Origin of the sequence: Acinetobacter sp. A1 (assembly GCF_012371315.1) — a bacterium.
In the GTDB taxonomy this organism is placed as follows: domain Bacteria; phylum Pseudomonadota; class Gammaproteobacteria; order Pseudomonadales; family Moraxellaceae; genus Acinetobacter.
In genome coordinates this window covers 18,910-42,926 of sequence record NZ_JAAZQY010000023.1, presented here as the reverse complement: position 1 = coordinate 42,926, position 24,017 = coordinate 18,910, and the positions used below count along the sequence as shown (strand labels likewise).

19 protein-coding genes and 1 pseudogene are annotated in these 24,017 nt (G+C 41.0%); 8 read left to right on the top strand and 12 right to left on the bottom strand.

The genetic code is table 11. The features are described 5' to 3' along the window. Positions 1-1,157: 1,157 nt before the first annotated feature. Entirely contained in the window at positions 1,158-2,390 is a 1,233-nt protein-coding gene (gene tyrS / locus HHA41_RS09285; RefSeq protein WP_168418748.1) for a tyrosine--tRNA ligase, read from the bottom strand. A gap of 63 nt (positions 2,391-2,453) precedes the next feature. Between tyrS and HHA41_RS09280 the strand changes: the two genes are divergently transcribed. Further along, positions 2,454-3,581 (top strand): anhydro-N-acetylmuramic acid kinase, encoded by a 1,128-nt coding sequence (locus HHA41_RS09280; protein WP_168461466.1) that lies wholly within the window; start codon positions 2,454-2,456, stop codon positions 3,579-3,581. 117 nt (positions 3,582-3,698) lie between these two features. Here the strand turns inward: HHA41_RS09280 and erpA are convergent, their stop codons facing one another. The 4 genes from erpA to HHA41_RS09260 all read right to left on the bottom strand — a co-directional run bounded on the left by erpA (position 3,699) and on the right by HHA41_RS09260 (position 7,555). Next, positions 3,699-4,034 (bottom strand): iron-sulfur cluster insertion protein ErpA, encoded by a 336-nt coding sequence (gene erpA, locus HHA41_RS09275; protein WP_004969742.1) that lies wholly within the window; start codon positions 4,032-4,034, stop codon positions 3,699-3,701. A 131-nt stretch (positions 4,035-4,165) separates the two neighbouring features. Then, complete coding sequence (locus HHA41_RS09270) at positions 4,166-5,173, bottom strand: putative solute-binding protein (RefSeq protein ID WP_168461465.1); 1,008 nt, start codon at positions 5,171-5,173, stop codon at positions 4,166-4,168. Positions 5,174-5,282: 109 nt separating this feature from the next. Beyond that, complete coding sequence (locus HHA41_RS09265) at positions 5,283-6,293, bottom strand: putative solute-binding protein (RefSeq protein ID WP_168461464.1); 1,011 nt, start codon at positions 6,291-6,293, stop codon at positions 5,283-5,285. A gap of 254 nt (positions 6,294-6,547) precedes the next feature. Further along, positions 6,548-7,555 (bottom strand): putative solute-binding protein, encoded by a 1,008-nt coding sequence (locus tag HHA41_RS09260; RefSeq protein ID WP_168418744.1) that lies wholly within the window; start codon positions 7,553-7,555, stop codon positions 6,548-6,550. Positions 7,556-7,765: 210 nt separating this feature from the next. Between HHA41_RS09260 and HHA41_RS09255 the strand changes: the two genes are divergently transcribed. Next, a complete protein-coding gene (locus tag HHA41_RS09255; protein WP_168461462.1) occupies positions 7,766-9,697 on the top strand; it encodes an ATP-binding cassette domain-containing protein in 1,932 nt (643 codons plus the stop codon). A 485-nt stretch (positions 9,698-10,182) separates the two neighbouring features. Here the strand turns inward: HHA41_RS09255 and HHA41_RS09250 are convergent, their stop codons facing one another. The 5 genes from HHA41_RS09250 to dnaA all read right to left on the bottom strand — a co-directional run bounded on the left by HHA41_RS09250 (position 10,183) and on the right by dnaA (position 16,979). Then, positions 10,183-10,542, bottom strand: coding sequence for a hypothetical protein (locus HHA41_RS09250; protein WP_168461461.1), 360 nt, complete (start codon positions 10,540-10,542; stop codon positions 10,183-10,185). A 171-nt stretch (positions 10,543-10,713) separates the two neighbouring features. Continuing rightward, the gene (gene gyrB, locus HHA41_RS09245; protein WP_168418741.1) at positions 10,714-13,182 is read right to left on the bottom strand and encodes a DNA topoisomerase (ATP-hydrolyzing) subunit B; all 2,469 of its coding nucleotides are present in this window, start codon (positions 13,180-13,182) and stop codon (positions 10,714-10,716) included. Positions 13,183-13,225: 43 nt separating this feature from the next. Continuing rightward, complete coding sequence (gene recF, locus HHA41_RS09240) at positions 13,226-14,308, bottom strand: DNA replication/repair protein RecF (RefSeq protein WP_168418740.1); 1,083 nt, start codon at positions 14,306-14,308, stop codon at positions 13,226-13,228. A 37-nt stretch (positions 14,309-14,345) separates the two neighbouring features. Continuing rightward, entirely contained in the window at positions 14,346-15,494 is a 1,149-nt protein-coding gene (gene dnaN, locus HHA41_RS09235; protein WP_168418739.1) for a DNA polymerase III subunit beta, read from the bottom strand. A 108-nt stretch (positions 15,495-15,602) separates the two neighbouring features. Continuing rightward, positions 15,603-16,979: a chromosomal replication initiator protein DnaA gene (gene dnaA, locus HHA41_RS09230; RefSeq protein ID WP_168418738.1), complete on the bottom strand. Its 1,377-nt coding sequence runs from the start codon at positions 16,977-16,979 to the stop codon at positions 15,603-15,605. Positions 16,980-17,637: 658 nt separating this feature from the next. On the opposite strand from dnaA, the gene rpmH reads away from it, so the two are divergent. From rpmH to HHA41_RS09200, 6 genes and pseudogenes are all read left to right on the top strand, one after another. Continuing rightward, positions 17,638-17,772 carry a 50S ribosomal protein L34 gene (gene rpmH, locus HHA41_RS09225; protein WP_000831329.1) on the top strand — a complete coding sequence of 45 codons (135 nt, stop codon included), beginning with the start codon at positions 17,638-17,640 and terminating at the stop codon, positions 17,770-17,772. Between the two features lie 31 nt (positions 17,773-17,803). Then, on the top strand, positions 17,804-18,196 hold the full coding sequence (rnpA, locus tag HHA41_RS09220) for a ribonuclease P protein component (protein ID WP_096902024.1): 393 nt from the start codon (positions 17,804-17,806) through the stop codon (positions 18,194-18,196). Between the two features lie 9 nt (positions 18,197-18,205). Then, positions 18,206-18,527, top strand: a pseudogene (gene yidD, locus HHA41_RS09215) (membrane protein insertion efficiency factor YidD). Positions 18,528-18,532: 5 nt separating this feature from the next. Next, positions 18,533-20,296, top strand: a complete 1,764-nt coding sequence (gene yidC / locus HHA41_RS09210) for a membrane protein insertase YidC (protein ID WP_168461460.1) — start codon at positions 18,533-18,535, stop codon at positions 20,294-20,296. Between the two features lie 89 nt (positions 20,297-20,385). Continuing rightward, entirely contained in the window at positions 20,386-21,741 is a 1,356-nt protein-coding gene (mnmE, locus tag HHA41_RS09205) for a tRNA uridine-5-carboxymethylaminomethyl(34) synthesis GTPase MnmE (RefSeq protein ID WP_168461458.1), read from the top strand. Between the two features lie 276 nt (positions 21,742-22,017). Next, positions 22,018-22,353 (top strand): DUF1622 domain-containing protein, encoded by a 336-nt coding sequence (locus HHA41_RS09200; protein ID WP_168461457.1) that lies wholly within the window; start codon positions 22,018-22,020, stop codon positions 22,351-22,353. 88 nt (positions 22,354-22,441) lie between these two features. Here HHA41_RS09200 and HHA41_RS09195 read toward each other — a convergent pair whose 3' ends face one another. Beyond that, entirely contained in the window at positions 22,442-23,629 is a 1,188-nt protein-coding gene (locus HHA41_RS09195) for an MFS transporter (RefSeq protein ID WP_171525293.1), read from the bottom strand. A 107-nt stretch (positions 23,630-23,736) separates the two neighbouring features. Further along, positions 23,737-24,003 (bottom strand): metal/formaldehyde-sensitive transcriptional repressor, encoded by a 267-nt coding sequence (locus HHA41_RS09190; protein WP_168418732.1) that lies wholly within the window; start codon positions 24,001-24,003, stop codon positions 23,737-23,739. Positions 24,004-24,017: the final 14 nt, after the last annotated feature.

The following is a 24,017-nucleotide window of genomic DNA, read 5'->3' as shown; positions in this document are numbered from 1 at the left end:
CAAATCTGGCTCATCAATTTTCTGACTTAAATTTCGCTCAAATAAACTTCGAGTAATTTAAACCAATCAATCAATGAAATATTTTCGATTAATCAATCAGTAAAAATCCACACAAGTTGTTCTTCATAATCTCTTAATGATCTTATTTTCACTTCGTCAGTGAAAATATAACGCAAAACTTTCTCTACAACTTAACCCTGTGAGCTAAGTTTCTAAGTTGTTTCGCGTCGGGATGGGTGCATTCTAGGGGATTTCAAAATCTTTGCAAGCCCTAAATTAGAATATTTTTCACGTATGTATTTTTTTTCTACAAAATTGCTTGGTTTTTTAATTTTTTAGCTATTTTTTCATCAAAATTTAATAAAAAGTCCGATCCACAAGCTCCTCAAGGCTTTTTAGAAACTGTTTTTGATTAACCTAAGTTATAAGTTCGCAGCTACTGTCATCGATTAACCCAAACTATTAATCTAAGTTTTTTAAAATCTATATCTGAGTTTTAACCAAAAATTTTGGATATCGCTTAAAAATACCAATTTATCTTAACCAATCATTTAAACGGCGTTTATCTACTTTATGTTTTTTATGTTAGTACAGCAATCTTGCTCATTACTGAAAATAGAAGCTCACAGTTTTATGACTTCGATTGAAATGTAAATACTTACTTTAAAAATGGCGTGAAAGTTAGTGAATACGAAACCTGCAAATTTCTGGGCTACATCTTATTTACTGCAAATGCCTTAGTAGCAAATAAAAGAACGCTGACTAAATTAAATAGAATTTACCTTTTGGTCTAAATTAGCATTAAAATCGAGGCAAAAAAAAGAAAGAGATCTCTCCCAAAATCCCTCCCTCGGAGTTGAATCTATAAACGATCCATATATTGTTATTATAGTTATAAGAAAAAAAGAGTCCCTTGGGGAAGAGACTTGGAAATTGTGGAGCTATAGTTATAAGTACCCTCTAGATCTGTTTTGTACACTGTGTCTAGATGGATGAATCATATACATAACTGAGCAAAAATGCAAGCCACTTGGCAAAATTTAAGTGTTGTTTTTATAAGGTTTTTTTTGAATTTACTTATTTAAATAATTCATATACCCAACATAAAATAAAAGCAGGCCAATGCCTGCTTTTATTTTCAATTACTTAGCACACGATTAGTCGGTAAAAGTGACTTTGGCAATCGCTTTTTTGCCCGCCTGAATAATATGCGTTGCATTTTCCTTCACAGAAAAACCTGCATCTACAACATTCCAGTCCACTTTTACTGCACCACGTGCAACTGCATCTTTGGCTTGCGCTGCATTTTTAGTCAGGCCTGCTGCACGCACAATAGAAGCAATAAATAATTCACCGCCAAACTCAGCACGTGAAATGGTCACCTCAGGTGTACCTTCTGGTAATTCACCTTCGGTAATAATATTGCCCGCACCTTTATGGGCGTTTGCAGCAGCTTCCGCACCGTGGAAACGCTCAACCAACTCAAGTGCCAAAATCTTTTTGATTTCTTGAGGATTACGCCCTTCTGCCATTTCTTTCAACAATACGTCAATTTCATCCATTGACTTAAAGCTGAGTAATTCAAAATAGCGTTCTATCAGACTGTCTGGCATAGATAAGACTTTTTGATACATCGCACCCGGTGCATCAAACACGCCAATATAGTTGCCTAAAGATTTAGACATTTTATTGACGCCATCTAAACCTTCTAAAATTGGCACCGTGATACACACTTGCGCTTCTTGATCATAACGACCTTGTAAGGTACGTCCCATCAACAAGTTAAAGGTCTGGTCTGTACCACCTAACTCCACATCGGCTTGTAAGGCCACCGAGTCATAACCTTGTACCAATGGATACAAAAATTCGTGAATCGCGATCGGTTGTTGGTTGTTATAACGCTTGGTGAAGTCATCACGTTCCAACATGCGTGCTACAGTCTGCTGCGATGCCAATTGGATTAAATCGGCTGCAGTTTTTGTAGCAAACCATTCAGAGTTAAACACCACTTTGGTTTTCTGAGGATCAAGAATTTTAAAAACCTGTTCTTGATAAGTTTTGGCATTTTCCAAAACTTTTTCACGTGACAACGGCGGACGAGTTGCACTTTTACCTGTTGGATCACCAATCATGGCCGTATAGTCGCCAATCAAGAAAAACACTTCGTGACCTAAGTCTTGGAATACTTTTAATTTATTGATTAATACCGTATGCCCCAAGTGTAAATCAGGTGCTGTCGGGTCAAAACCCGCCTTAATTTTTAAAGGACGATTCTCTTTTAATTTCTTCAGAAGATCTTCTTCAGAAATAATTTCATGCGTGCCTCGTTGAATGAGAGCAAGTTGTTCTTCAGCCGGCAGGAAATTTGACATCACGAAATCCAAACACATCAGTTATTCAATTTGTGCGATATACTAACACTTTTTCAGCATATTGCAGGCTATAGAATAACCATGACAGCGATCTATATTGGGGTAATGACGGGCACAAGCATGGATGGTGTCGATCTTGTTGCTGCTTCTTTTGATCCACTGCAACTCCACGCCACCCTAACTTTGCCGTTTGACCCTGATTTACGTGACGAACTCATGGCACTCACTTTGCCCGATGATAATGAAATTGACCGCATGGGCAAGGCCGATGTAGCTTTGGCCACCATGATTGGGCATGGTATTAATAGTCTGATCGAAAAAAATAAACTAGATAAATCTCAAATTAAAGCGATTGGCTCACATGGTCAAACCATTCGTCATCGTCCCGAACATGGCTTTACCTTGCAAATTGGTGACCCCAATATCATCACTGAAATCACACAACTTCCTGTAATTTCAGATTTTCGTCGTCGTGACATGGCCGCAGGTGGACAAGGTGCACCTTTAGTACCCGCATTCCATCAAAACTTATTTCAACATTCGAGTATTCATCGGGTTATTTTAAATTTAGGCGGTATTGCCAATGTCAGCTTATTACCTGCGGGGCAGCCTGAAGCAGTATCTGGTTTTGATACAGGGCCTGCCAATATTTTAATGGATGCTTGGTGTGAGCGTTATACAGGTCAGCCGTATGATGAAAATGGCAATTGGGCCGCTTATGGACATCCAATTCGCAGCTTACTAGATCGATTGCAAGCACATGCATTTTTCTCCAAAGAACCGCCAAAAAGTACGGGGCGCGAAGACTTTAATTTGGAATGGCTAGATGAACAAATTGCCGATTGGCGCAATGATGTGGAATATGACGAACTCGAAGATAATCCTGAAAACGTACAAGCGACTTTATTAAAGCTAACCACACGTGCCATTAAAAAAGCCATTTACCGTTCTGGCATGGATACAGGCGAAGTCTACGTCTGCGGTGGTGGTGCTTATAACTCCTACCTATTGGAACAGTTACGCTGGCGTTTGCGAAAACATCAGTGGACTGTACAAAGCACAGCCGATTTAGGTTTGAACCCAACTTGGGTAGAAGCGACGGCGTTTGCTTGGTTAGCGATGCGTTTTTGCCAACAGTTAAGTGGTAATTTACCTGCTGTGACTGGGGCAAAAGGTGATCGTATTTTAGGTACCATGACCTTGGTTTAACTCCTAACAGGAACAAAAAAGCCTTTCCTATTTCTGCACAGGAAAGGCTTTTTAATTTGTAGTACATCCATCCAGTTTTTAGATAGTTATACCTAAATAATTTTTAGATAACATTGCTTAGATTGAGAATGAAGAACCACAGCCACAGGTCGTGGTTGCATTCGGGTTTTGTACCACAAAACGTGAACCTTCTAAGCCTTCAATATAATCTACCACTGAACCCACTAAATATTGATAGCTGAGTGAATCGACCAGCATTTTTACATCGCCATTCACAAATTCTGCATCATCTTCATTTTGGCTTTCTGCAAAGTTAAAACCATAAGAAAATCCTGAACAGCCCCCACCTGTGACATAGACACGTAGCATTAAGTCTTGATTCCCTTCGCTATCACGCAATTGGCGAACTTTTTTAGCAGCGTTATCGGTCAGCTCAAGTGCTTGGGCATTCATGATGGATTCCTCAGATACAATTCAGATGTCTTTTTCGCAAAAAGACCACTATTCAAGTATAGCATACTCAATATTGGGACTGTGATGCAGAATTAAAGTGAATTCTGAGTAATTATCTCAAGATTATCGAATCATTTATAATTTTCATCCTGCAAACCACATTCGAAATTGGTTGGCGCTTCTTTGCAGCGGAATTGCCACAATAATTTCATCATGCGCTTGTCATAGACCCCACGTTTGGTCAAATCAATCCGCGATTCACGCATCATTTTTTGATAACCCGGTTGATCTGCTGTAGGCACTTGCATCCAATATTTGGCAGGAATATCGGCTTTCATTTTTCCTAAAATACCAAAGGCACGTGGTAATTGGCCTTTGACCCATTCACGTGATTTTTGCCCAAAACCTGCAGGGAATTTATCTGGGCGGATAATAATATTACCCGTCACCTGTAAAATTGGATAGTTCACAATCGCACCTTTACTGCCTAAACCTTTATGTAACTCTAAAGGACGGAAAACTGCGGCTGGTGCGCCAATAATATCGACCTGACCATTGTTAAATTTACTGCCAAAATTGGTAACATCGGCACTAACTGCTTGCGCACCAATTTGCTGTACCATAATTTTTTGCGCTTGGTCGTAATCTAAAACTGCAATTTTTTTGCCTGCCGCTTTGGCCACGCTATTAATGCTGCGGTCATTCACCATCAAAAAGGCATCACCCACTGGAATAACACCTGCCACTTCATACTGACCATTGCGCATATATTTGGCAAATGCAGGACTGGCCAACCCTTGCATGACTTTTACTGCAAGTTTTAAATCAGGAATAGCACCAATGGCATCCAATGAACCTGTAAAGTGGTTAAATTGGCGCCCACGCATACCTGTTACACTAATCGCATCACACTTACCTGCTTTAAAGTCTTCTGCGATAACCCCTTCGTTTTGACCAACACGTAATTCAATATTGGCACCCCAATTTTTTGCGGCCAATTGATAATCTTGCATTAGGTTGTAAACATCACCATTTTTTCCAACCAAATCAAATACACAAACCACTTGTTTGGCCTGTACGGCGCTGGCAGCCAAAGATATTCCCGCACCGAATAATAAAGCCTGCGTCCATTGTTTCATGCATGTCTTCCTTATTTTTTGTTTTTCTAACGTTGTTGTTATCTACCTGACTTAAAGCAAATTTCAAGTCATCAACAACCGAGCAGTTGCTCGGTTGTTTACAGCTTCGTTATTCACCACCAAGTGAACATTCAAAATTGGTTTTTTCGACAGAACAACGGGCACGTTTTAATACGCTCATCATGGCAGGGTCATAAATGCCACGCTTGGTCATATCCATACGTCCATCGCGCAACATTTTTTGATATTTGGTTTTATCTTCTGCACTGAGGTTCATTTTATATTTGGCTGGAATTTCACCTTCCAAACGGTTAATCATACGCATGGCTTTAGGTAAGTTTTTCACAAACCAATCACGTGATTTTTGCCCAAAACCTGCTGGAAATTGTTCAGGACGAATCACAAAATCAGCTGTCACTTGCAACACAGGGAAATTAAACATTGCCCCGTTATTGCCTAAACCTTTATAAATTTCTAAAGGTTTATAAGCATAAGCAGGTGCACCAACCATATCTACCTGACCATTATTGAACTTGGCCACAAAGTTAGACACATCTGAAATTACGGCTTGCGCACCGACACGCTGCACCATAATTTTTTGTGCATCGTCATAACCAAGTACTGCAAACTTTTTGCCTGCTGCTTTTTCAATAGAGCTAATATTTTTATCACGCACAAAAATAAAAGCTGAGCCTAAAGGTGAAATCCCTGCCACTTCATACTTTTTCCCACCTAAATTGGTGACCATTTTGGTTGCATTACGTTTATCTAGGGCAAAACTGATGGCACGCTGTGCAATGACATTACTTGGTGCGCCACCCAATGCATCAATTGAACCTGCAAATTTATTGTACTGACGGGCACGCATGGCGGTCATAAATACCCCATCACATTTACCCGCCTTAAAATCATTGTCTGCGACCGCTTCATCTTGACGCGGAATTAAATTAACTTCTGCACCCCAGCCTTTTGCAGCCAAGGCCCACTCTTGTGCCATTTGAAATGATTCGCCAGACTTACCCAGTAAGTCAAAGACACACACATCTACTTTTGCTGCCTGCACCTGCGCGCTGAAACCGATTGCAGCCAAAGTGGTAAGGGTTGCTAGTGTTTTTTTCATTGTTACGATCCTTCTACACATTTTTTTATTTTTGAGTGTCCCTACACGGAATAAATATTAAGCAAGTTTTATTAAAAAAAATAGAGCTTTTACTCCATTTTTTTTAGGATGATGGTCATATTGTTTAAGCCTGTTAAATCGCAAGATAAAAATTCAATTTAATGTCTTAAATATCAAAAAATTATAAATTTATCTGCATTTTTGCTAATTACAATTTCCTAAAACTGGTTACAAACTTAAACAGGCCTTTTCAGTTATTCACCGCCAATAGAACATTCAAAATTGGTTCTTTCCACTGTGCAACGCGCTTTTTTGAGTACTGTCATCATCGTTGGGTTATAAATTCCTTGTTTGGTCAGCTCGATGCGACCGTCACGTAAAAGTTTTTGATATTTTTCTTTTTCTTCTTTCGAAAGTGTCAGCTTATAACGTGCAGGGATATCTGATTCTAAACGTTGCACCATGGCAAAGTTTTTTGGAATCTGTTTTACAAACCATTGACGTGATTGACTGGTAAAATTAGGACTAAATTTATCTGCGTTTAAAATTAAATCTGCTGTGACGTTAATTACTGGAAAATGAATCATCGCACCTTGGTTGCCCAAGCCTTTTTGAATTTCTAAGGGTTTAAAGGCATATGCAGGTGCAGCAATGATATCCACTTCACCTTGATTAAACTTACGCACAAAATTTGAAATATCCGACATCACGGGGATCGCACCAATACGCTCCACCATAATCTTTTGAGCAGCATCATAATGTAAAACAGCGAATTTCTTACCTTTGGCATGTTCAATACTATTTACTTTACGATCGCGTACAAAGATATAGGCCGTTCCAATTTGTGCAACACCCCCTACCGTATAGTTTTGTTGATTGAGTGTGCTATTTAGACGTTGGTTATTGCGCTTGTCTAAGACATAAGCAATGGCTTTTTTGGCAATTTCATTTGAAGGCACGCCACCTAAAGCATCAATCGAACCTGCGAATTTATTGTAGTATCGTGCACGCATAGAGGTGAGATATACCCCATCACACTTACCGTCTTTAAAATCTTGATCCGCCTTGGCTTCATCCTGATAGGCCACCAACTTGACTGCATTTCCCCAAGTTTTGGTATTTAAAGCCCATTCCTCAAGGAACTTATAAGATTCACCACTTTTACCCAATAGATCAAATACACATACCGAATTTTGTGCCCAACTGATACTACTGAACATCGCTAGCCCTAATCCCGACAAAAATATCCCTATTTTGTTCATTACGTGATCCTACGCTATTATTTTTATACTGATTTTCCCTATCATAGTTTTACCATTGTTCAACTTATGATCAATCTTTATTCACTAAATTCAGATGAATAACAAAAAATCCTTTGCCGAAATGTATGGATTAAATACGTGAGATTTTTTTCATTTCCTTAATGCTTCATTTAGAATAGCCGCATCATTTTTCTCATTTTAGATATTTCAATGATTCAGTTAGATCAACTCTCTATACGTCGCGGTGGACGTGTTTTATTCCAAAAAGCGTCTATGCAAATCCATCCTGGCTGGAAAGTCGGTCTGACTGGTGTAAATGGTGCAGGAAAATCTAGTTTATTTGCCGCACTCTTGGGCAGTTTAACCCCCGATGAAGGTACACTGAGCCGTCCGCAAGGTTGGACTGTGGCGCACATGGCACAAGAAGTTAAAGCCTTGGACTTGCCTGCAATAGATTTTGTACTTTCAGGTGATGAGGAATACTGGAATATTCAACAACAATTACAACAGCCTGAACAAATGGACAATGACCGCCTTGCGCATTTGCATGGTCGTTTTGATGAAATACATGGCTATACTGCCCCTGCCAAAGCAGCACAGTTGATGGCAGGTTTAGGCTTTATGGAACATCAAAATAACTTGCCTGTGAGTAGCTTTTCAGGTGGTTGGCGCATGCGCCTGAATTTGGCTCGCACCTTAATGAGCCGTTCAGAATTGCTGTTACTGGATGAACCCACCAACCACTTAGACCTAGATGCCATTTTATGGTTGGAAGACTGGCTCAAAGCCTATTCAGGAACCTTAGTGCTGATTTCACATGACCGTGATTTTTTAGATGCCATTACCGATCATATTTTACATATTGAAAATGGTGAACTGACTTTATATACCGGCAATTATTCTACTTTTGAAACTACCCGCAGTGAACGCTTGGCACAGCATCAACAAGCTTATGAAAAACAGCAAGAAACCCGCGCACATTTGCAAAAGTATATTGACCGTTTTAAAGCCAAAGCCACCAAAGCACGTCAGGCGCAAAGCCGTATCAAACAATTGGAACGCATGCAATTACTTGCCCCTGCGCATGTCGATACGCCATTTACCTTCAGTTTCCGTGAACCCACCAAAATGAGTTCACCTTTATTGACCTTGGAGCAGGTCAGTATTGGTTATGCAAATAAAGTCATTGCCAGTAAAATTAACCTGCAAATCACTCCGAGCAGCCGAATTGGTTTATTGGGGATGAATGGTGCGGGTAAATCGACCCTGATTAAATCCTTAGTTGGTGAATTAGCCTTATTATCTGGTACCCGTAAAGCGTCTGAATTGCTCAATATTGGTTATTTTGCACAGCATCAAATGGATGCTTTAGATGATAATGCCAGTCCAATGTTACAACTGGCACGTATTGCCGATCCTAAAATCAGTGAAGCCACTTTACGCTCTTTTTTAGGCAGCTTTGGCTTTAGCGGCGAACGCATGGATACCCCGTGTGAAAGTTTTTCAGGTGGTGAACGAGCACGCTTGGCTTTGGCTTTAATTGTATGGCAACGCCCTAACGTACTGATTCTAGATGAACCAACCAACCATTTAGACTTAGATATGCGACACGCCTTAACCATGGCACTGCAAGATTATGAAGGTGCTGTGGTGTTGGTTTCACACGAACGTCAACTGATTGCCAGTGTTTGTGATGATCTACTTTTGGTACATGCAGGACAATGTACTGAATTTGAGGGGGATTTACAGGATTATGCCAACTGGTTGCGTCAAGCACGCGCAGACATGATCAAACAAGGCAGCACAGAGAGCAGCAACCCAAGCCCAGTAGCTGAAAAAACCAGCTCGAGTAAAATTGATAAAGAAGCGCAACGCAAACTGGCAGCTCAACGCCGTGAACAGACCCGCCCTTTACGTAAAAATATTGAAAAATGCGAAGCCAAAATTGAAAAAATTCAGCCACGTCTGAGCGAAATTGAAAACCTTTTGGCAGATACCGCCTTATATGAAGCATCACGTAAAGATGATTTACTGCAACTGATGAATGAGCAAAATGATCTTAAAGCAGCATTGGCAGAAGCAGAAGAACATATGCTTGAACTGATGATGGAACTTGAAGAACTCGAAAGTAGTGTTGAATAAGCCTGATTATTCAGGCAATTAAGTATTAATCATCATCGCCTTTAGACTGTGTCTGTTATCCAACGCAGTGCTGAGGGCACAGACTTTTTATCCTTAATTGCCATCCTTTAATTTATCTTCACAATCCAAATATCAAAGAAGATAAAACCTTCGCTGCATGTGTTTAATTTATCTAATCAATCCACAGCTAAAGATTTAGCACAGACCAATCCCTGATGTTCCACAGCAAACTGCAATAAAAATTAAAATTAGATCGAGCAAGAAGCTAGGTGTTCAAATCATGCATTTTAAATTCAAAGCGCAACGTTTAAATTTAAAATCTTAGATTTAAATTCAAAGCCGATTCAAAAGTTACCCACAACCTAATTTGATATTCGTTTTTAAATTCAAAACCACTATTTTTCTGCTTTTAGCTCAAATATACGATCAGCGAATTAAAAATTCAGTCCTAATTATCTAAAATTATCCACAAGCCATACGACTCATTAGGCACTGACTTTGGCTGCACAAAAACGTAATTCCTGAATTTTCCAGCCCTGTAAATAGCGCCAGATTTCTTGAATATAGCCCTGTTCATCCGCCAAACCAATCTGAATCCGACAGTTGACCTGCTCACGGTCAAATGCATATTCTTCAGAATCGACATTGGGTTTTTGTGGCTTCCATACCCCATTTTTAATTGCATGCTGAATTGTGGCATAACGTGTTTCACGATTTTCCACGCGCGATTCAGCCTCATAAATTACGCTAAAATCGTCATCTTCATACTGTGCGAGTGTTTCAACATTGCCCGTAAAAAAGGCGTTTAACCATGCGTCACGCGCTTGTTCTAATTGATTATCCATCTTGCTGCTTATCCTCTATTTTTATGTAAATTTGATTAGTTAAGGCTCAGCATGACAGAACAATAAGTCATTTTTATAAAAGATATTTGGATGAATCATGACAACAACAAAAGCCAAACACAAAAAAGCACTCCGTAGAGTGCTTTTTACAATGCATTGTCTTGGCGCTAATTAAGCATCAATATCTGCATTTAAGGCATTTTCTTCAATAAAGGCACGACGTGGTTCTACGTCATCACCCATTAAGCAAGAGAACATGCGGTCTGCTTCAATTGCATCATCAATGGTCACCTGCAACATATTACGGTTTTCAGGATCCATTGTGGTTTCCCAAAGCTGCTCAGCATTCATCTCACCTAGACCCTTATAGCGCTGAATCATCATGCCACGGCGTGAGTCTTGTAAAATGTGTTGCCACACCTGATGGAAAGTATTGACCGCAATTTTGCGTTCGCCTTTTTCCAAATAAGCACCTTCTTCAAGCAATGTAAACCAGCTTTTTGAATTTTTCAGCAAACGTGCATATTCAGCTGAACCAAGTAACCCAGCATCTAACAAATATGCATGCGGTAAGTTGTGTACATAAACCGTGATTCTTGGCCAATAAGTTGCAGATTTTTGACCCTCTGCATCTTCTTTTTCAAACTGTTCAATGCTCAGTTCTGGACGCAAACTTGGCTGCAATTTTTCAATACTGCTGCGCAGTTGCTCACCCCATTGCTGCACATAAGCTTGATCTGCAGTCTGATCAATTTTAAACGCCTCTAGCTCTAATAAACCATCCAACAAACTTGCAGGATAACGCAAGGTTAAGCGGCTCAAACTCTTTTGCGAAGTTTGGTAATCTGCAATCACTTTCGCCAACGCTTCACCACGAATGGCAGGCGCATCAGCACTCACATGCAATTCCAACTCATCAATGGCATTGGAAATTAGGTAAGTTTCCAGTGCATCGTTGTCTTTAATGTACTGTTCCTGTTTGCCCTTTTTGAGCTTATACAGCGGTGGCTGTGCAATATAAATATGACCACGCTCAACCAGTTCTGGCATTTGACGGAAGAAGAAAGTCAGTAACAAGGTACGAATGTGTGAACCATCCACGTCGGCATCGGTCATGATGATGATTTTGTGATAACGCAACTTGTCTGGGTTATATTCTTCACGGCCAATACCACAACCCAAAGCGGTAATTAAAGTTCCAACTTCAGCAGATGAAATCATCTTGTCAAAACGTGCACGTTCCACGTTGAGGATTTTACCTTTCAGAGGCAAAATCGCTTGCATCTTCCGGTTACGACCTTGTTTAGCCGAACCACCTGCCGAGTCACCCTCGACCAGATACAATTCAGATAAGGCAGGGTCTTTTTCCTGACAGTCCGCCAATTTACCTGGCAAACCTGCAATGTCCAACGCACTTTTACGACGTGTCATTTCGCGCGCTTTACGTGCCGCATCACGGGCACGTGCTGCATCAATAATTTTCCCTGCAATTGATTTTGCCGCTTGCGGGTTTTCCAATAAATATTCAGAGAAAGATTTATTCATGGCCTGCTCAACCGCAGGCTTAACTTCACTGGAAACCAGTTTTTCTTTGGTTTGCGAAGAGAATTTTGGATCTGGCACTTTTACCGAAACAATCGCAGTTAAGCCTTCACGCGCATCATCCCCCGACACCACGACTTTTTCCTTTTTCAGGATATTTTCACTTTCCATGTAGTTGTTTAAACCACGGGTCAGCGCAGCACGGAAGCCTGCCAAGTGTGTTCCGCCATCTTTTTGCGGAATGTTATTGGTAAAGCAACGCACGTTTTCCTGATATGAATCATTCCACTGCAATGCCACTTCTACAGTAATACCGTTTTCAGCTTGCGAGGTGAAATGGAAAATTTCATTCAGGTGAGTTTTGCCTTGGTTGATATATTTAACGAACTCAGACAAACCACCTTCATAATCATAAATGTGTTCTAAATTTACACGCTCATCACGTAATACAATGCGCACACCCGCATTCAGGAAAGACAGTTCACGTAAGCGACGCGCCAAAATATCGACATTAAAAATGGTTTGGCTAAAAGTGTCAGCACTTGGCCAAAAACGCACTGTTGTACCCGAATCTGCGGTTTCACCCACCACTTTTAAAGGGTATTGCGGGTCACCATGACGATATTCCTGTTGGTGAATTTGCCCTGCACGTTTAATCGTCAGTTCAAGTTTGCTCGATAGTGCGTTCACGACTGACACACCTACACCGTGTAAACCACCCGACACTTTATAACTGTTATCATCGAACTTACCGCCTGCGTGCAGAATAGTCAGAATAACTTCTGCAGCTGACACCCCTTCTTCAGGGTGAATATCGGTTGGAATACCACGTCCATTGTCAGATACGCTGACAGATTCATCTTCATGGATAGTCACCAAGATTTCATCACAATGGCCCGCCAAAGCTTCATCAATAGCGTTATCGACTACCTCGAACACCATGTGATGCAAGCCTGTACCATCATCTGTATCACCGATATACATGCCTGGACGTTTACGAACAGCATCTAGGCCACGCAATACTTTGATACTAGAGGAATCATAAGCCTTTTCATTGGTTTGTTCTGTAGTAGAGACAGATTGATCTTCTGAACTCATGGTTTCTCCCTAGTGAAAAATAGGTCTATCCAAAGATAAAAAATTATTGCTCAACAGCCTGCACCGTACCGTGATCGACCTGAAATAAGCGATAAGGAATCGACAACGCTTGTAAGTGTTGTTGCACGGATTGATGATCTAAAGTGGTAATAAAAACTTGACTACCCAATTGGCTTAATCGTTCAATTAAACGTTGTTGTGCGCTTAAATCTAATTCTGCTGTCAGATCATCTAATAATACCACAGTTTCCTTGTTGCACGCATGCAGCATTGCAATCTGTGAAAGTTTTAAGGCCATAATCAATAGCTTTTTCTGCCCACGTGACAGCACCACATCTGCATCGCCCATTGGGGTTTTTAGGCGTAAATCGGCACGGTGTGGGCCGTATTCGGTATAACGACGCTCTAGATCTTTTTGATGATAATTGCACAGATCATTCAGCAAGCCCGTATCGGTATGAAAGCCTGCGCTATATTCCAGACGAATCTCTAAATCTGGCAATAACTGCTGCAAGTCCTGAGCAAAAAACTGTTGCCATTGCTCCATAACACCAACCCGTTGCCGATGCAAAATCTCCCCATAATCACTGAGCATTTTGTTCCACGGCTCTAGATCAGACAGACTTAAATGACGTTGAGATTTGAGTAGGCTATTGCGTTGTTTTAAGGCACGGGAATAGTATTGCCATGCATGATAAAATTCTGGTTCCACGTGGAACATCAACCAGTCCAGCAACTGACGCCGTGGTTTGGCCCCATGGTCAATAATTTCGGTACTGAGTGGATCAATCAATTGCAAAGGTAAAATCTTAGCCAGCTGACCTTGGGTTGCAACAGGGTCACCATTGACTTTAATCAACTGCTCACCTGAAGCCATTTTTTGCATACCAATTTTTTCTGTCAAAGACTGGGCAAATACAATCGCATCTTGGCTGCTGTTCTGAATATAATTTTTTGGAATATGGGTACGAAAAGAGCGGCCTGTGGCAAGTAAATGAACCGCCTCTAAAATAGAAGTTTTTCCTGAGCCATTTTGCCCATAAAAGACATTAAACGGCTGCAACTCATGAAGTGCAACCGCTTTTAAGTTCCGAACACGCTCTATATGTAAACGCGTAATATGCATGATTCAGCTAAATTATTTTTTTGAATACACGACTCGCTTAAACACGCATTGGCATTACAACATAAGTTTGATCTTGATGCGCTGGGTCTTGTACCAATACTGACTGATTGGCTTCAGTCATGGTCATAGAAACATCATCACCATCTAATGCGCCCAAAACATCTAATAAATATTGCGCGTTAAAAGACATTTCTAACGGTGAGTCAGCATATTGAATCGCTAAATCTTCAATGGCTTCATCTTGTTCTGGGTTATTGGCGCGTAACTGCAAAGTGTCTGCACTAAAGTTCAGAAATACGCCACGTAATTTTTCATTACTTAAAATCGCAACACGCTGTAAAGACTGTTTAAAAACATCATGTGCAATCAGCACGTTTTTGTCGCCACCACGAGGAATCACACGACGATAATCTGGGAATTTACCATCAATCAGTTTTGTGGTGAAACGCACGGTAATATCCGCTTGTTCTTTGTCACGGCTTGGGGTACGAATGGTTACGTTTAACAATTCACGACCAATTAACAACGCCAATTGCTCATCTTCAATGCTAAGTAAACGTTGCAATTCAGCCACTGCCTTACGCGGCACAATTGCTTGAATTAACTGCGTAGCCGTAGAAGATGCCACCGTTTCACATAAAGCCAAACGGTGACCATCAGTAGTTACTGCACGTAATTGATTTTCGTCAATTTCTAGCAAAGTACCTGTTAAATAAAAACGAACATCTTGCACCGCCATGGCAAACGCAGTTTTTTCAAACAGGCGTTTTAATTCACGCTCGGTCACTGTCACTTGCGTGCCCTGAGCATTTTCAGTGGCCAATAACGGATAATCTTCTGCAGGCAAAGTGCCCAATACAAAGCGGCTATTGCCTGATTTTAAAATACAACGCTGATCTTCAGTAATTTGTAAATCAATTAAAGCTGCGCTTGGCAAAGATTTACAAATATCCATGAGTTTACGTGCAGGTACTGTGGTTTCCCCTGCTTGCAAACATGCACCTTCTGCCAATTGAGTACTAGCCACCAATTCAACTTCTAAGTCTGAACCTGTAATGGTGAGCGCTTGCTCTGTCACCTGTACTTTGACATTAGATAAAATATTTAAGGTATGGCGACGTTCAACCGCTCCTACGACATGTGACAGAACATTCAGTAAGCTTTCTTTCGCGATTTTTAAACGCACGGTGCATTCCTCTAACAACTGAAGATTGGAGAATAAAATAGATTTTTTAGCAGTGTACTATGCGGCAAAAGCTGCCGCATGGCAAGAACAGAATTTGAGCAAATTCGGTCAACTTTGCAACAAGCGTTGCAAGTTTTTATAGTCTTCGTTAAAGATCGGATCTTCTTCACGCAGGCTTTGTACTTTTTCGCAGGCATGCATCACGGTACTGTGATCACGCCCACCAAATGCCATACCAATTTCTGGGAAACTATCACCTGTGAGTTCACGCGCTAAGCCCATCGCCAACTGACGTGGACGTGCATAAATACGTGTACGTTTTGGCCCCACCAATTCTTTTAAAGGAATACGGAAATACTCACTCACCACACGCTGAATATTTTCTGTGCTGATGGTACGCGCACGAATTGCTAAAACGTCTTTTAAAGATTCACGAACCACATCTAGATCAATAGGTGTGCCTTTAAAACGTGAAATGGCGACGACTTTATTCAAGGCGCCCTCTAATTCACGAACGTTCGCCACCACCTGTTGAGCAATAAATAAAGCACAATTACGTGGTAAATCTACTGCACTGCTTTCGGCTTTCTTTAATAAAATTTCAATACGGGTTTCAATATCGGGTGGTTCAACCCCTACAGACAAGCCCCACGAAAAACGTGACACCAAACGAGCATCCAATTCAGTTAATTCTTTTGGATAACGGTCTGAGGTTAAAATAATCTGTTTAGATTCATCGAGTAATGCGTTAAAAGTATAGAAAAACTCGACCAAACTGGCTTCTTTACCAGCCAGTAAATGGATGTCATCGACCAACAATAAATCTAAAGAACGACAGTTTTTCTTGAATTCTTCAACTTTACCTTGCTGCAAAGAGCTGACAAAGTCCTGCACAAAACTTTCTGCAGTCATATACATGACCCGAGCATTGGGTTTGGCTTGCAACAAAGCATTACCCACTGCTTGCATTAAGTGGGTCTTACCCAAACCTGTAGGGCCATACAAAAATAACGGGTTATGCTGAGATGCCCCCAACTGGGTCAAAACCTTGCGACAGGTTTCCGCAGCCATTTGGTTAGAACGACCTTCTACAAACAAAGAAAAGGTGAATAACGGATTTAACTGGCGTTTACGACTCTTTGCAGAAGACTCTTCTTTTTCGCGCTTAGGTTTTGCAATAGGCACAGGCGCAGATTCCAGCGCAGCTGTAGTTGTAGCAGGTTGTTCACTGGCAGATAAAATTGCACCTGGACGTGAATCGACCAAAATTTCAACCTTACGCACCCGTCCTTCAGACAGTTGTTCGGCCAAAATAGCAATTAACTCGAGATGATGCTCTTGAATGTAGCGTGTCCAATAAGGATTAGGCGCATAAAGTTTTAATGTATCTTCAACTTCTTCTGCCACCAATGGGCGAATCCACATTGTAAAGACATTTCCAGAGAGCTCTTGTCGCAAGCGATTTAAGCAGTCCGTCCAAAGCATGTGAAACCCCTATTCAATCCATTTTAAATTTAAAACTTACCTAGACCGCCTGAGCGGGTCGCCATTCTAACCAAGTTATCCACATCTGTCATGACAAAATCAGCAAAATTGCTCAAAAAAGAAATCATCAAACCTGAATTTAAATTTATATCGTGGTGTGGATAAGTTTATCCGCAAGATGTGGATAAAATATAACATAAAGTTATCCACAAAGTATTAAAATTATAAAAACACAGATATCCACAATACATCTCATTGTTTTATTATATAAAAAGTGGCTTTCCCACAGAAAAATGCTGCCCTAATAGTAATAAATTTAAATTTATAAATTTGAATTTATTTATAAGAGCGCAAGCTGCTGTGGATAATTCAGCTATGGTTTAAATTTAAATTCAAAACAACAGCCATAAATTAAAAGCGAATAAACTTGTGGATAATTATGTGAATAATACTGTTAATAACTTATTAGTCAAACATAAACAAATATTTATCTTGTGTATATTTTAAAATTACCAAAAAAACTGAACACGCTGGCAAAAGTAAGTTGAATGAAAAATTAAGGCTTATTTAATAAGAAAACGTGTTTTTCATTGACAGCTCAAGCAATGAGCACTAAAATCGCGGACCTTTATAGAAAGATCATTTTTGGAGTTTCGATATGAAACGTACATTTCAACCATCTGAATTAAAGCGTAAGCGCGTTCATGGTTTCCGTGCTCGTATGGCTACTAAAGCTGGTCGTCAAGTATTAGCTCGCCGTCGTGCAAAAGGTCGTCACAGCTTAACTGTTTAATACAGTCACGCTGAACCGACTTTTGGGTGTTATGACAACACTTTATGGCTTCAGCACAGAGTTGAGATTACGCTGTGCTGCCGATTATAAAGGTGTGTTTGATGGTGCGCTTTTTAAAGTGCATCAACCCCATTTCTTATTTCTTGCAAAACATTCCGAACTGCCAAATAGCCGTTTGGGTCTTGTCGTTGCAAAAAAGAAAGTGCGTCGTGCACACGAACGAAATCGAGTAAAACGACTTGCTCGCGAAAGCTTTCGCTTGCATCAACAGCAATTAAATGACTTGGATATTGTGGTAATGCCCAAAGTTGGAATTGACACTGTATCTAATGCGGAATTGCATCAGCAATTACAATTTGCTTGGCAAAAGTTGCAACGTCTTGCCAAAAAGCATTCAAAAATAGCTCCCTCCCCACAAAAGTAGAGATGGCCAATGGTACGTTTACTGCATTGGTTGATACGTTTCTATCAGATCGCGATTAGTCCGTTATTGGGCCCGCGCTGTCGTTATATTCCAACTTGTTCTCAATATGCTTTGGAAGCAGTACATAGCCATGGTGCTGTGAGTGGTGTGTGGCTGGCTACAAAACGTATTTGTCGTTGTCATCCGTGGGGTGGTTCAGGTTATGACCCAGTGCCGCCAAAAGTCATTCGTTTTATTTCATTTCAGCAAATAGATTCTCAAACGCATCACATTACTGTACCCTTTCGTGATCGTTTATTGAACCAAAAATCACTCTAACCACTTGGGGTAATAGATATGCAACAATGGGCCAGGTTTGCAATTCTCGGGGCCATGTTTGTCGTCGCATATTTGCTCATTTTGGCGTGGCAAAAAGATTATGGAAATGCTGAAACAGCACCGCAGCAACAAACTGCCGTTGTTTCACATGAAGTGTCTGCAGATTTGCCGAATGGCCAAACGGCTACAGCAGCTTCTGATGTACCGCAAGCAAATATTCCTGCACAGCAAATAACCGATGCCACAGCACCTGTTAGTCAGCAGCTTATTTCAGTACAAACTGACCTTTATCATCTTTGGATTAATCCTAAAGGTGGTGATATTGTTCGTGTTGAATTACTCAATCATGACAAGAATAAAGACAGTGACGATCCTTTCGTGATGCTGGAAAGCGACGCTAAGCGCACTTATGTCGCGCAATCTGGGTTAATCGGGTTGAATGGTCCAGACAGTAGTCGTAATGGTCGTCCAAGCTATGAAATTGAAAAATCAAACTATAGCTTAGCCGATGCCAAAGACAGCAAAAATAAAGCCGGTGAAACAGTTAAAACTTTAACTGTACCAATGGTGTATAAAACTGCAGATGGCGTTGAAATCATCAAGACCTTTAGTTTTACTGCGGGTGAATACCCAGTATTGGTCAATCACAAAGTGATTAACCGCAGTAAGCAAAACTGGCAAGGTCAGATGTTTGGTCAGATCAAGCGTGACAATTCAGATGATCCAGGTAAGTCAGACCAAGGTATTTTTACTTTGGGAACGTTCCTGGGTGGTGCATGGGGTACGCCTGATGAGCACTACAATAAGCTGAAATTTGACAACTTCAATGAAGAAAAACTGAGTATTGATGCAACAGGCGGTTGGGTGGCAGTGGTACAGCACTATTTCGTGAGTGCATGGGTGCCTGGTCAATTAAAACTGACACAAGCCGATGGTCAGCCGTACGCTGCGAAACTGGAATCACGTAAGTCTACCGATGAAATGAACATCATTGGTTTCACTTCACCAACCATTAATGTACCTGCAGGTACGGTGGCTGAAGTCGATGCGACGTTCTATTCTGGCCCAAAAATTCAGTCTGAATTAAAAGATTTAGCGACTGGTTTGAACCAAACTGTAGATTATGGCTGGTTATGGCCAATTGCTAAGTTATTGTTCGTTGGCTTGCAATTCTTCCATGGTTTAGTGGGGAACTGGGGCTGGTCGATTATTCTATTGACTATTTTAGTGAAACTGATTCTGTGGCCATTGTCGTCTAAGAGCTATCGCTCTATGGCGAAAATGCGTGTGATTGCACCTGAAATGCAGCGCATGAAAGAAGAGTTTGGTGAAGACCGTATGCGTTTCTCGCAAGAAATGATGGCTTTGTATAAGCGTGAACAGGTCAACCCATTGTCTGGTTGCTTGCCATTGCTACTGCAAATGCCAATTTTTCTTGCTTTGTATTGGGTATTGATGGAATCGGTAGAGCTCCGTCATGCGCCATGGTTAGGTTGGATTCAGGACTTATCGGCAATGGATCCATGGTTTATCCTGCCATTATTGATGGGTGTGACCATGTATATTCAACAAATGTTGAACCCACAACCGACTGATCCAATGCAGGCTAAAATCTTCCGTGTGATGCCTGTTGTGTTCACCGTATTCTTATTGTTCTTCCCTGCAGGCTTGGTTCTGTACTGGATTGTCAACAACTTGATTACGATTTTACAGCAAAGCTTGATCAACAAAAGCGTTGAGAAAGACCGTGCCAAACGTGAGCAAGCAACTCCAGCCAATTAAGTGTGGCTGAGCAGCTGAATAAATCCGCTTAAGATGGTAATCTTAAGCGGATTTTTCTTTGCATATCTTTTAAAGTTTTAGGTGAATTTATGTATAACCGCAGCACCATTGCAGCAATTGCGACTCCGCCTGGCCGTGGTGGTGTGGGGGTAATCCGCCTGTCTGGCCCAAAATCCTATGCCATAGCGGAGGCTTTGACTGAAAAAGCCTTGCCTAAAGCACGTTATGCAGGCTTTAGACAGTTCTATGATGCGGCAGGTGAGGTCATGGATGAAGGCTTGGTGATTTGCTTTCCTAATCCAAACTCATTTACTGGTGAGGATGTGGTGGAATTACAGGGGCATGGTGGCCCTGTCATTCAAAATGCCCTGCTTGCACGTTTGCTTGAGCTAGGGGCAACGGCTGCTAAAGCGGGTGAATTTTCCATGCGTGCCTTTGAAAATGGCAAACTGGATTTGGTACAGGCTGAAGCGATAGCCGATTTAATTGATGCCACTTCACAAGCTGCAGCACGGTCTGCAGTACGTTCTTTGCAGGGGACATTTTCCACGAAAGTGAATACCGTGCTGGAAAAATTAATTCATTTGCGCCTGCACGTAGAAGCTGCCATTGATTTTCCCGAAGAGGAAATTGATTTTCTGGCCGATGGGAAAATTTTAAATTTGCTAGATGATGTTGCTGCTTCGGTGACTGCCGTGCAACAGTCTGCACGTCAAGGGCAATTGTTGCGTGAAGGTTTGCAGGTGGTAATTGCGGGTAAACCAAATGCAGGTAAATCATCTTTGCTGAATGCACTAGCAGGAATTGAACGTGCCATCGTGACGGATATTGCGGGTACTACACGTGACGTATTGCATGAAAAGATCAGCTTAAATGGTTTACCTATTACTCTGACCGATACCGCTGGTTTACGTGAAACAGGCGATATTGTTGAAAAAGAAGGCATCCGCCGTGCCATTAAAGAAATTGAACAGGCAGATTTATTGCTATTGGTTTATGACTTAAGCCAGCATGAAGATCCACTGCAATTGGCACAGCACTATTTTGCTCAGCATATTGAGCCAAAGCGTTTAATGTTGATTGGCAATAAATGTGATTTAACTGGAGTCGCCGCTGAAATTTCAGATTTTAATGGCTTTAGGCACATTACGGTGTCGGCTAAACAGGAAACAGGTGTTCAGTCGCTCATAGAAGCGATTACAGCGCATGCAGGATTTCAGCCTGAAGAAGATACCTTTATTGCACGTACCCGCCATTTAGACGCAATGAAGCGCACTCAGCAGTACTTGGCAGAAGCACGTGAGCAGCTGGTGGTCTATCATGCAGGTGAATTAGTAGCTGAGTCTTTACGTTTGGCGCAAAATGCATTGGGTGAAATTACAGGTGATTTCTCTGCCGATGATTTGTTGGGTAAGATTTTTGGATCGTTCTGTATTGGAAAGTAATTTCAATTTCCCGCGATTACTTTCTAGGTAACTATAAAAATTAGCATTAAGTTTTAATAACTTAGTGCTTTTTTATTTTTCTCATATTTACTGCACACTGTTAAAAAACATCACTTTACATATTGTTTTAGTCTCCTATTCGTCACAAGCACCTGTTCAAATCACTTTGGTCTTTTTACCCCCAGCATTTAAAGCTATGATGGTGTAAATAATTAAAAAACTGACACTAAATTGAATGCTTAATGCCTAAGAGAAGCTCTTTGCAGGAGATTTTAAATGCTGGATGTGATGTATTTAAGAGAACTACTGATCACTTGGGTGCATTTTCTGCAACTTTCCCTAGAGTTTATCTCTGTGGTATGCGTGGTTATTGGTTTAATTAAAACCTTAATTGTGTTGATCCAGTTAAAATCAGGTCGCACCGCACGATATTGCTTTGGAGATTGGTTGGCAACCGCTTTAGAGTTTCAATTGGCCGCAGATATTTTGGCGACAACAGTTGATCCCGATTTAGATAGCCTGATTAAACTGGGCATTATTGCTGTGATTCGGACTTTTTTAAACTATTTCTTGATTAAAGAGCTTGAGCATCAACCGAACAATGAAAAATAGCTGATTAAAAATAAGTAGCTACTAGCAGCATATTTTTACTTAAATTCATGGCTAAGCTTTAAGCTATACCCTTATTGAAAGAGTATGATTAATCTAAGACTGGGCTGTCTTGGAGACGGTGGTGCCACATAATCAAGATTGCACACAGTAAGCAGATTGCTGCACAAAAACTCAATACTGCAGTGCTTAAACCAAAGTGGTCGGCCAAGTAACCGACTGCAATAATGGGCAAGATTGTGCCTAAATATCCGACAAATAAATAGGTCGACATGACCGCGGCACGATTCTGAACATTGGTCATAGCATGAATCAGACCAAAGGCGCCAATGAGTGCCAAACCGTGTCCAATCCCCAATAAAATATCACTGACAAAAAATAGAAAACTCCAGCGTAAATACATACATAAGCCCAAAATTAATAGGCTGAATAGCAGTAAATACAAGCCATAATTCAGGCAAGTTCGTGCAGGAATAGCTTTAGAAAAATATTGCACCACGGCTGAAATCAGTAAAATACAGGTAATAGCCAAACCACTGACCAATGGCCCGTGCCAAGGAATAATCACTTGCACAAAAGAGGGAGAAAGTGAAGCAAAAAGGCTAAACGCCGCAAAGGCGCAAAATGCAGTTAAACCCGTAATATAAAATTCAGCATGAAATTGCGGTGCTGGACGTTCCAAACGTGGCGCAATTGAAAAGGCCTGTGCCTCAAATTGTGGTTGAAGTAAACGGTATAAACCAATAAAACATAAAACTGCCCCAATAATCACTGGAATATAAGGCGTAAATAAGGGAGCAGCAGAAAATTGAGCAATCGCTCCACCCAACAAAGGGCCTAAACCAAAACCAACGGCTGTAATCACCGAACTAAGTTGAGGGGCATGTGCTTTATGGGATGCGGGAATGCTCCAAATCAGGCCAATTAATGCTGAGGTGGTCATTAATCCCGAAGCAATTCCAATAATAAAACGCCCGAAAGCTAACCAAAGCGCATTATTGGCAAACATGGACATCAACAGTCCTAGGGTGATGATCACCAAGCCCAATTCTAAGGTTTTTAAAAAGCCAATGCTGTTACTGGTACGCCCTAAAAATAGCAAGGTAGCCAAACAGCCGAACATGTAGGCAACAAAAATAAAGGTGATATGACTGGGGAGGAGCTGCCAAAGTTCCTGATAAATTGGATACAGTGGGCTGGCGAGTGCTGTGCCCATAGTGCCAATGATCAGGGCAAGGCTGATCATCACAAAGGGATGCCAAGATTGAGATTGAGTCATAAAAAACTCGATTGAGTGCTAAAACTTAGGGTCTAGCTCTCAAATAGTGAGAAATAAAAACTCAGTGTAAAGAGAAGCAGTTTAAGTGGTCAAGCCAATTTATGTGTTTAGCTGTAGCGTTTTAACAGCTTCATAAATTCTTCTAGTTCATGTTCGTTAACCTCACACTGATCACCAATCACGTGATGGCGTAAATGTGATTCGATCAGCTCGTTCATGAGTCCATTGACAGCACCTTTAATGGCCGCCACTTGTTGCAATACTTCAATACAGCCGCGTTCAGGGTCTTGAATGGCTTGTTCTACTGCCCCAATCTGCCCTTGCAAGCGTTTCACACGATTTAAAATTTTTTTATCTGTATGTAAATGGCTCAACACATCACCTCAAT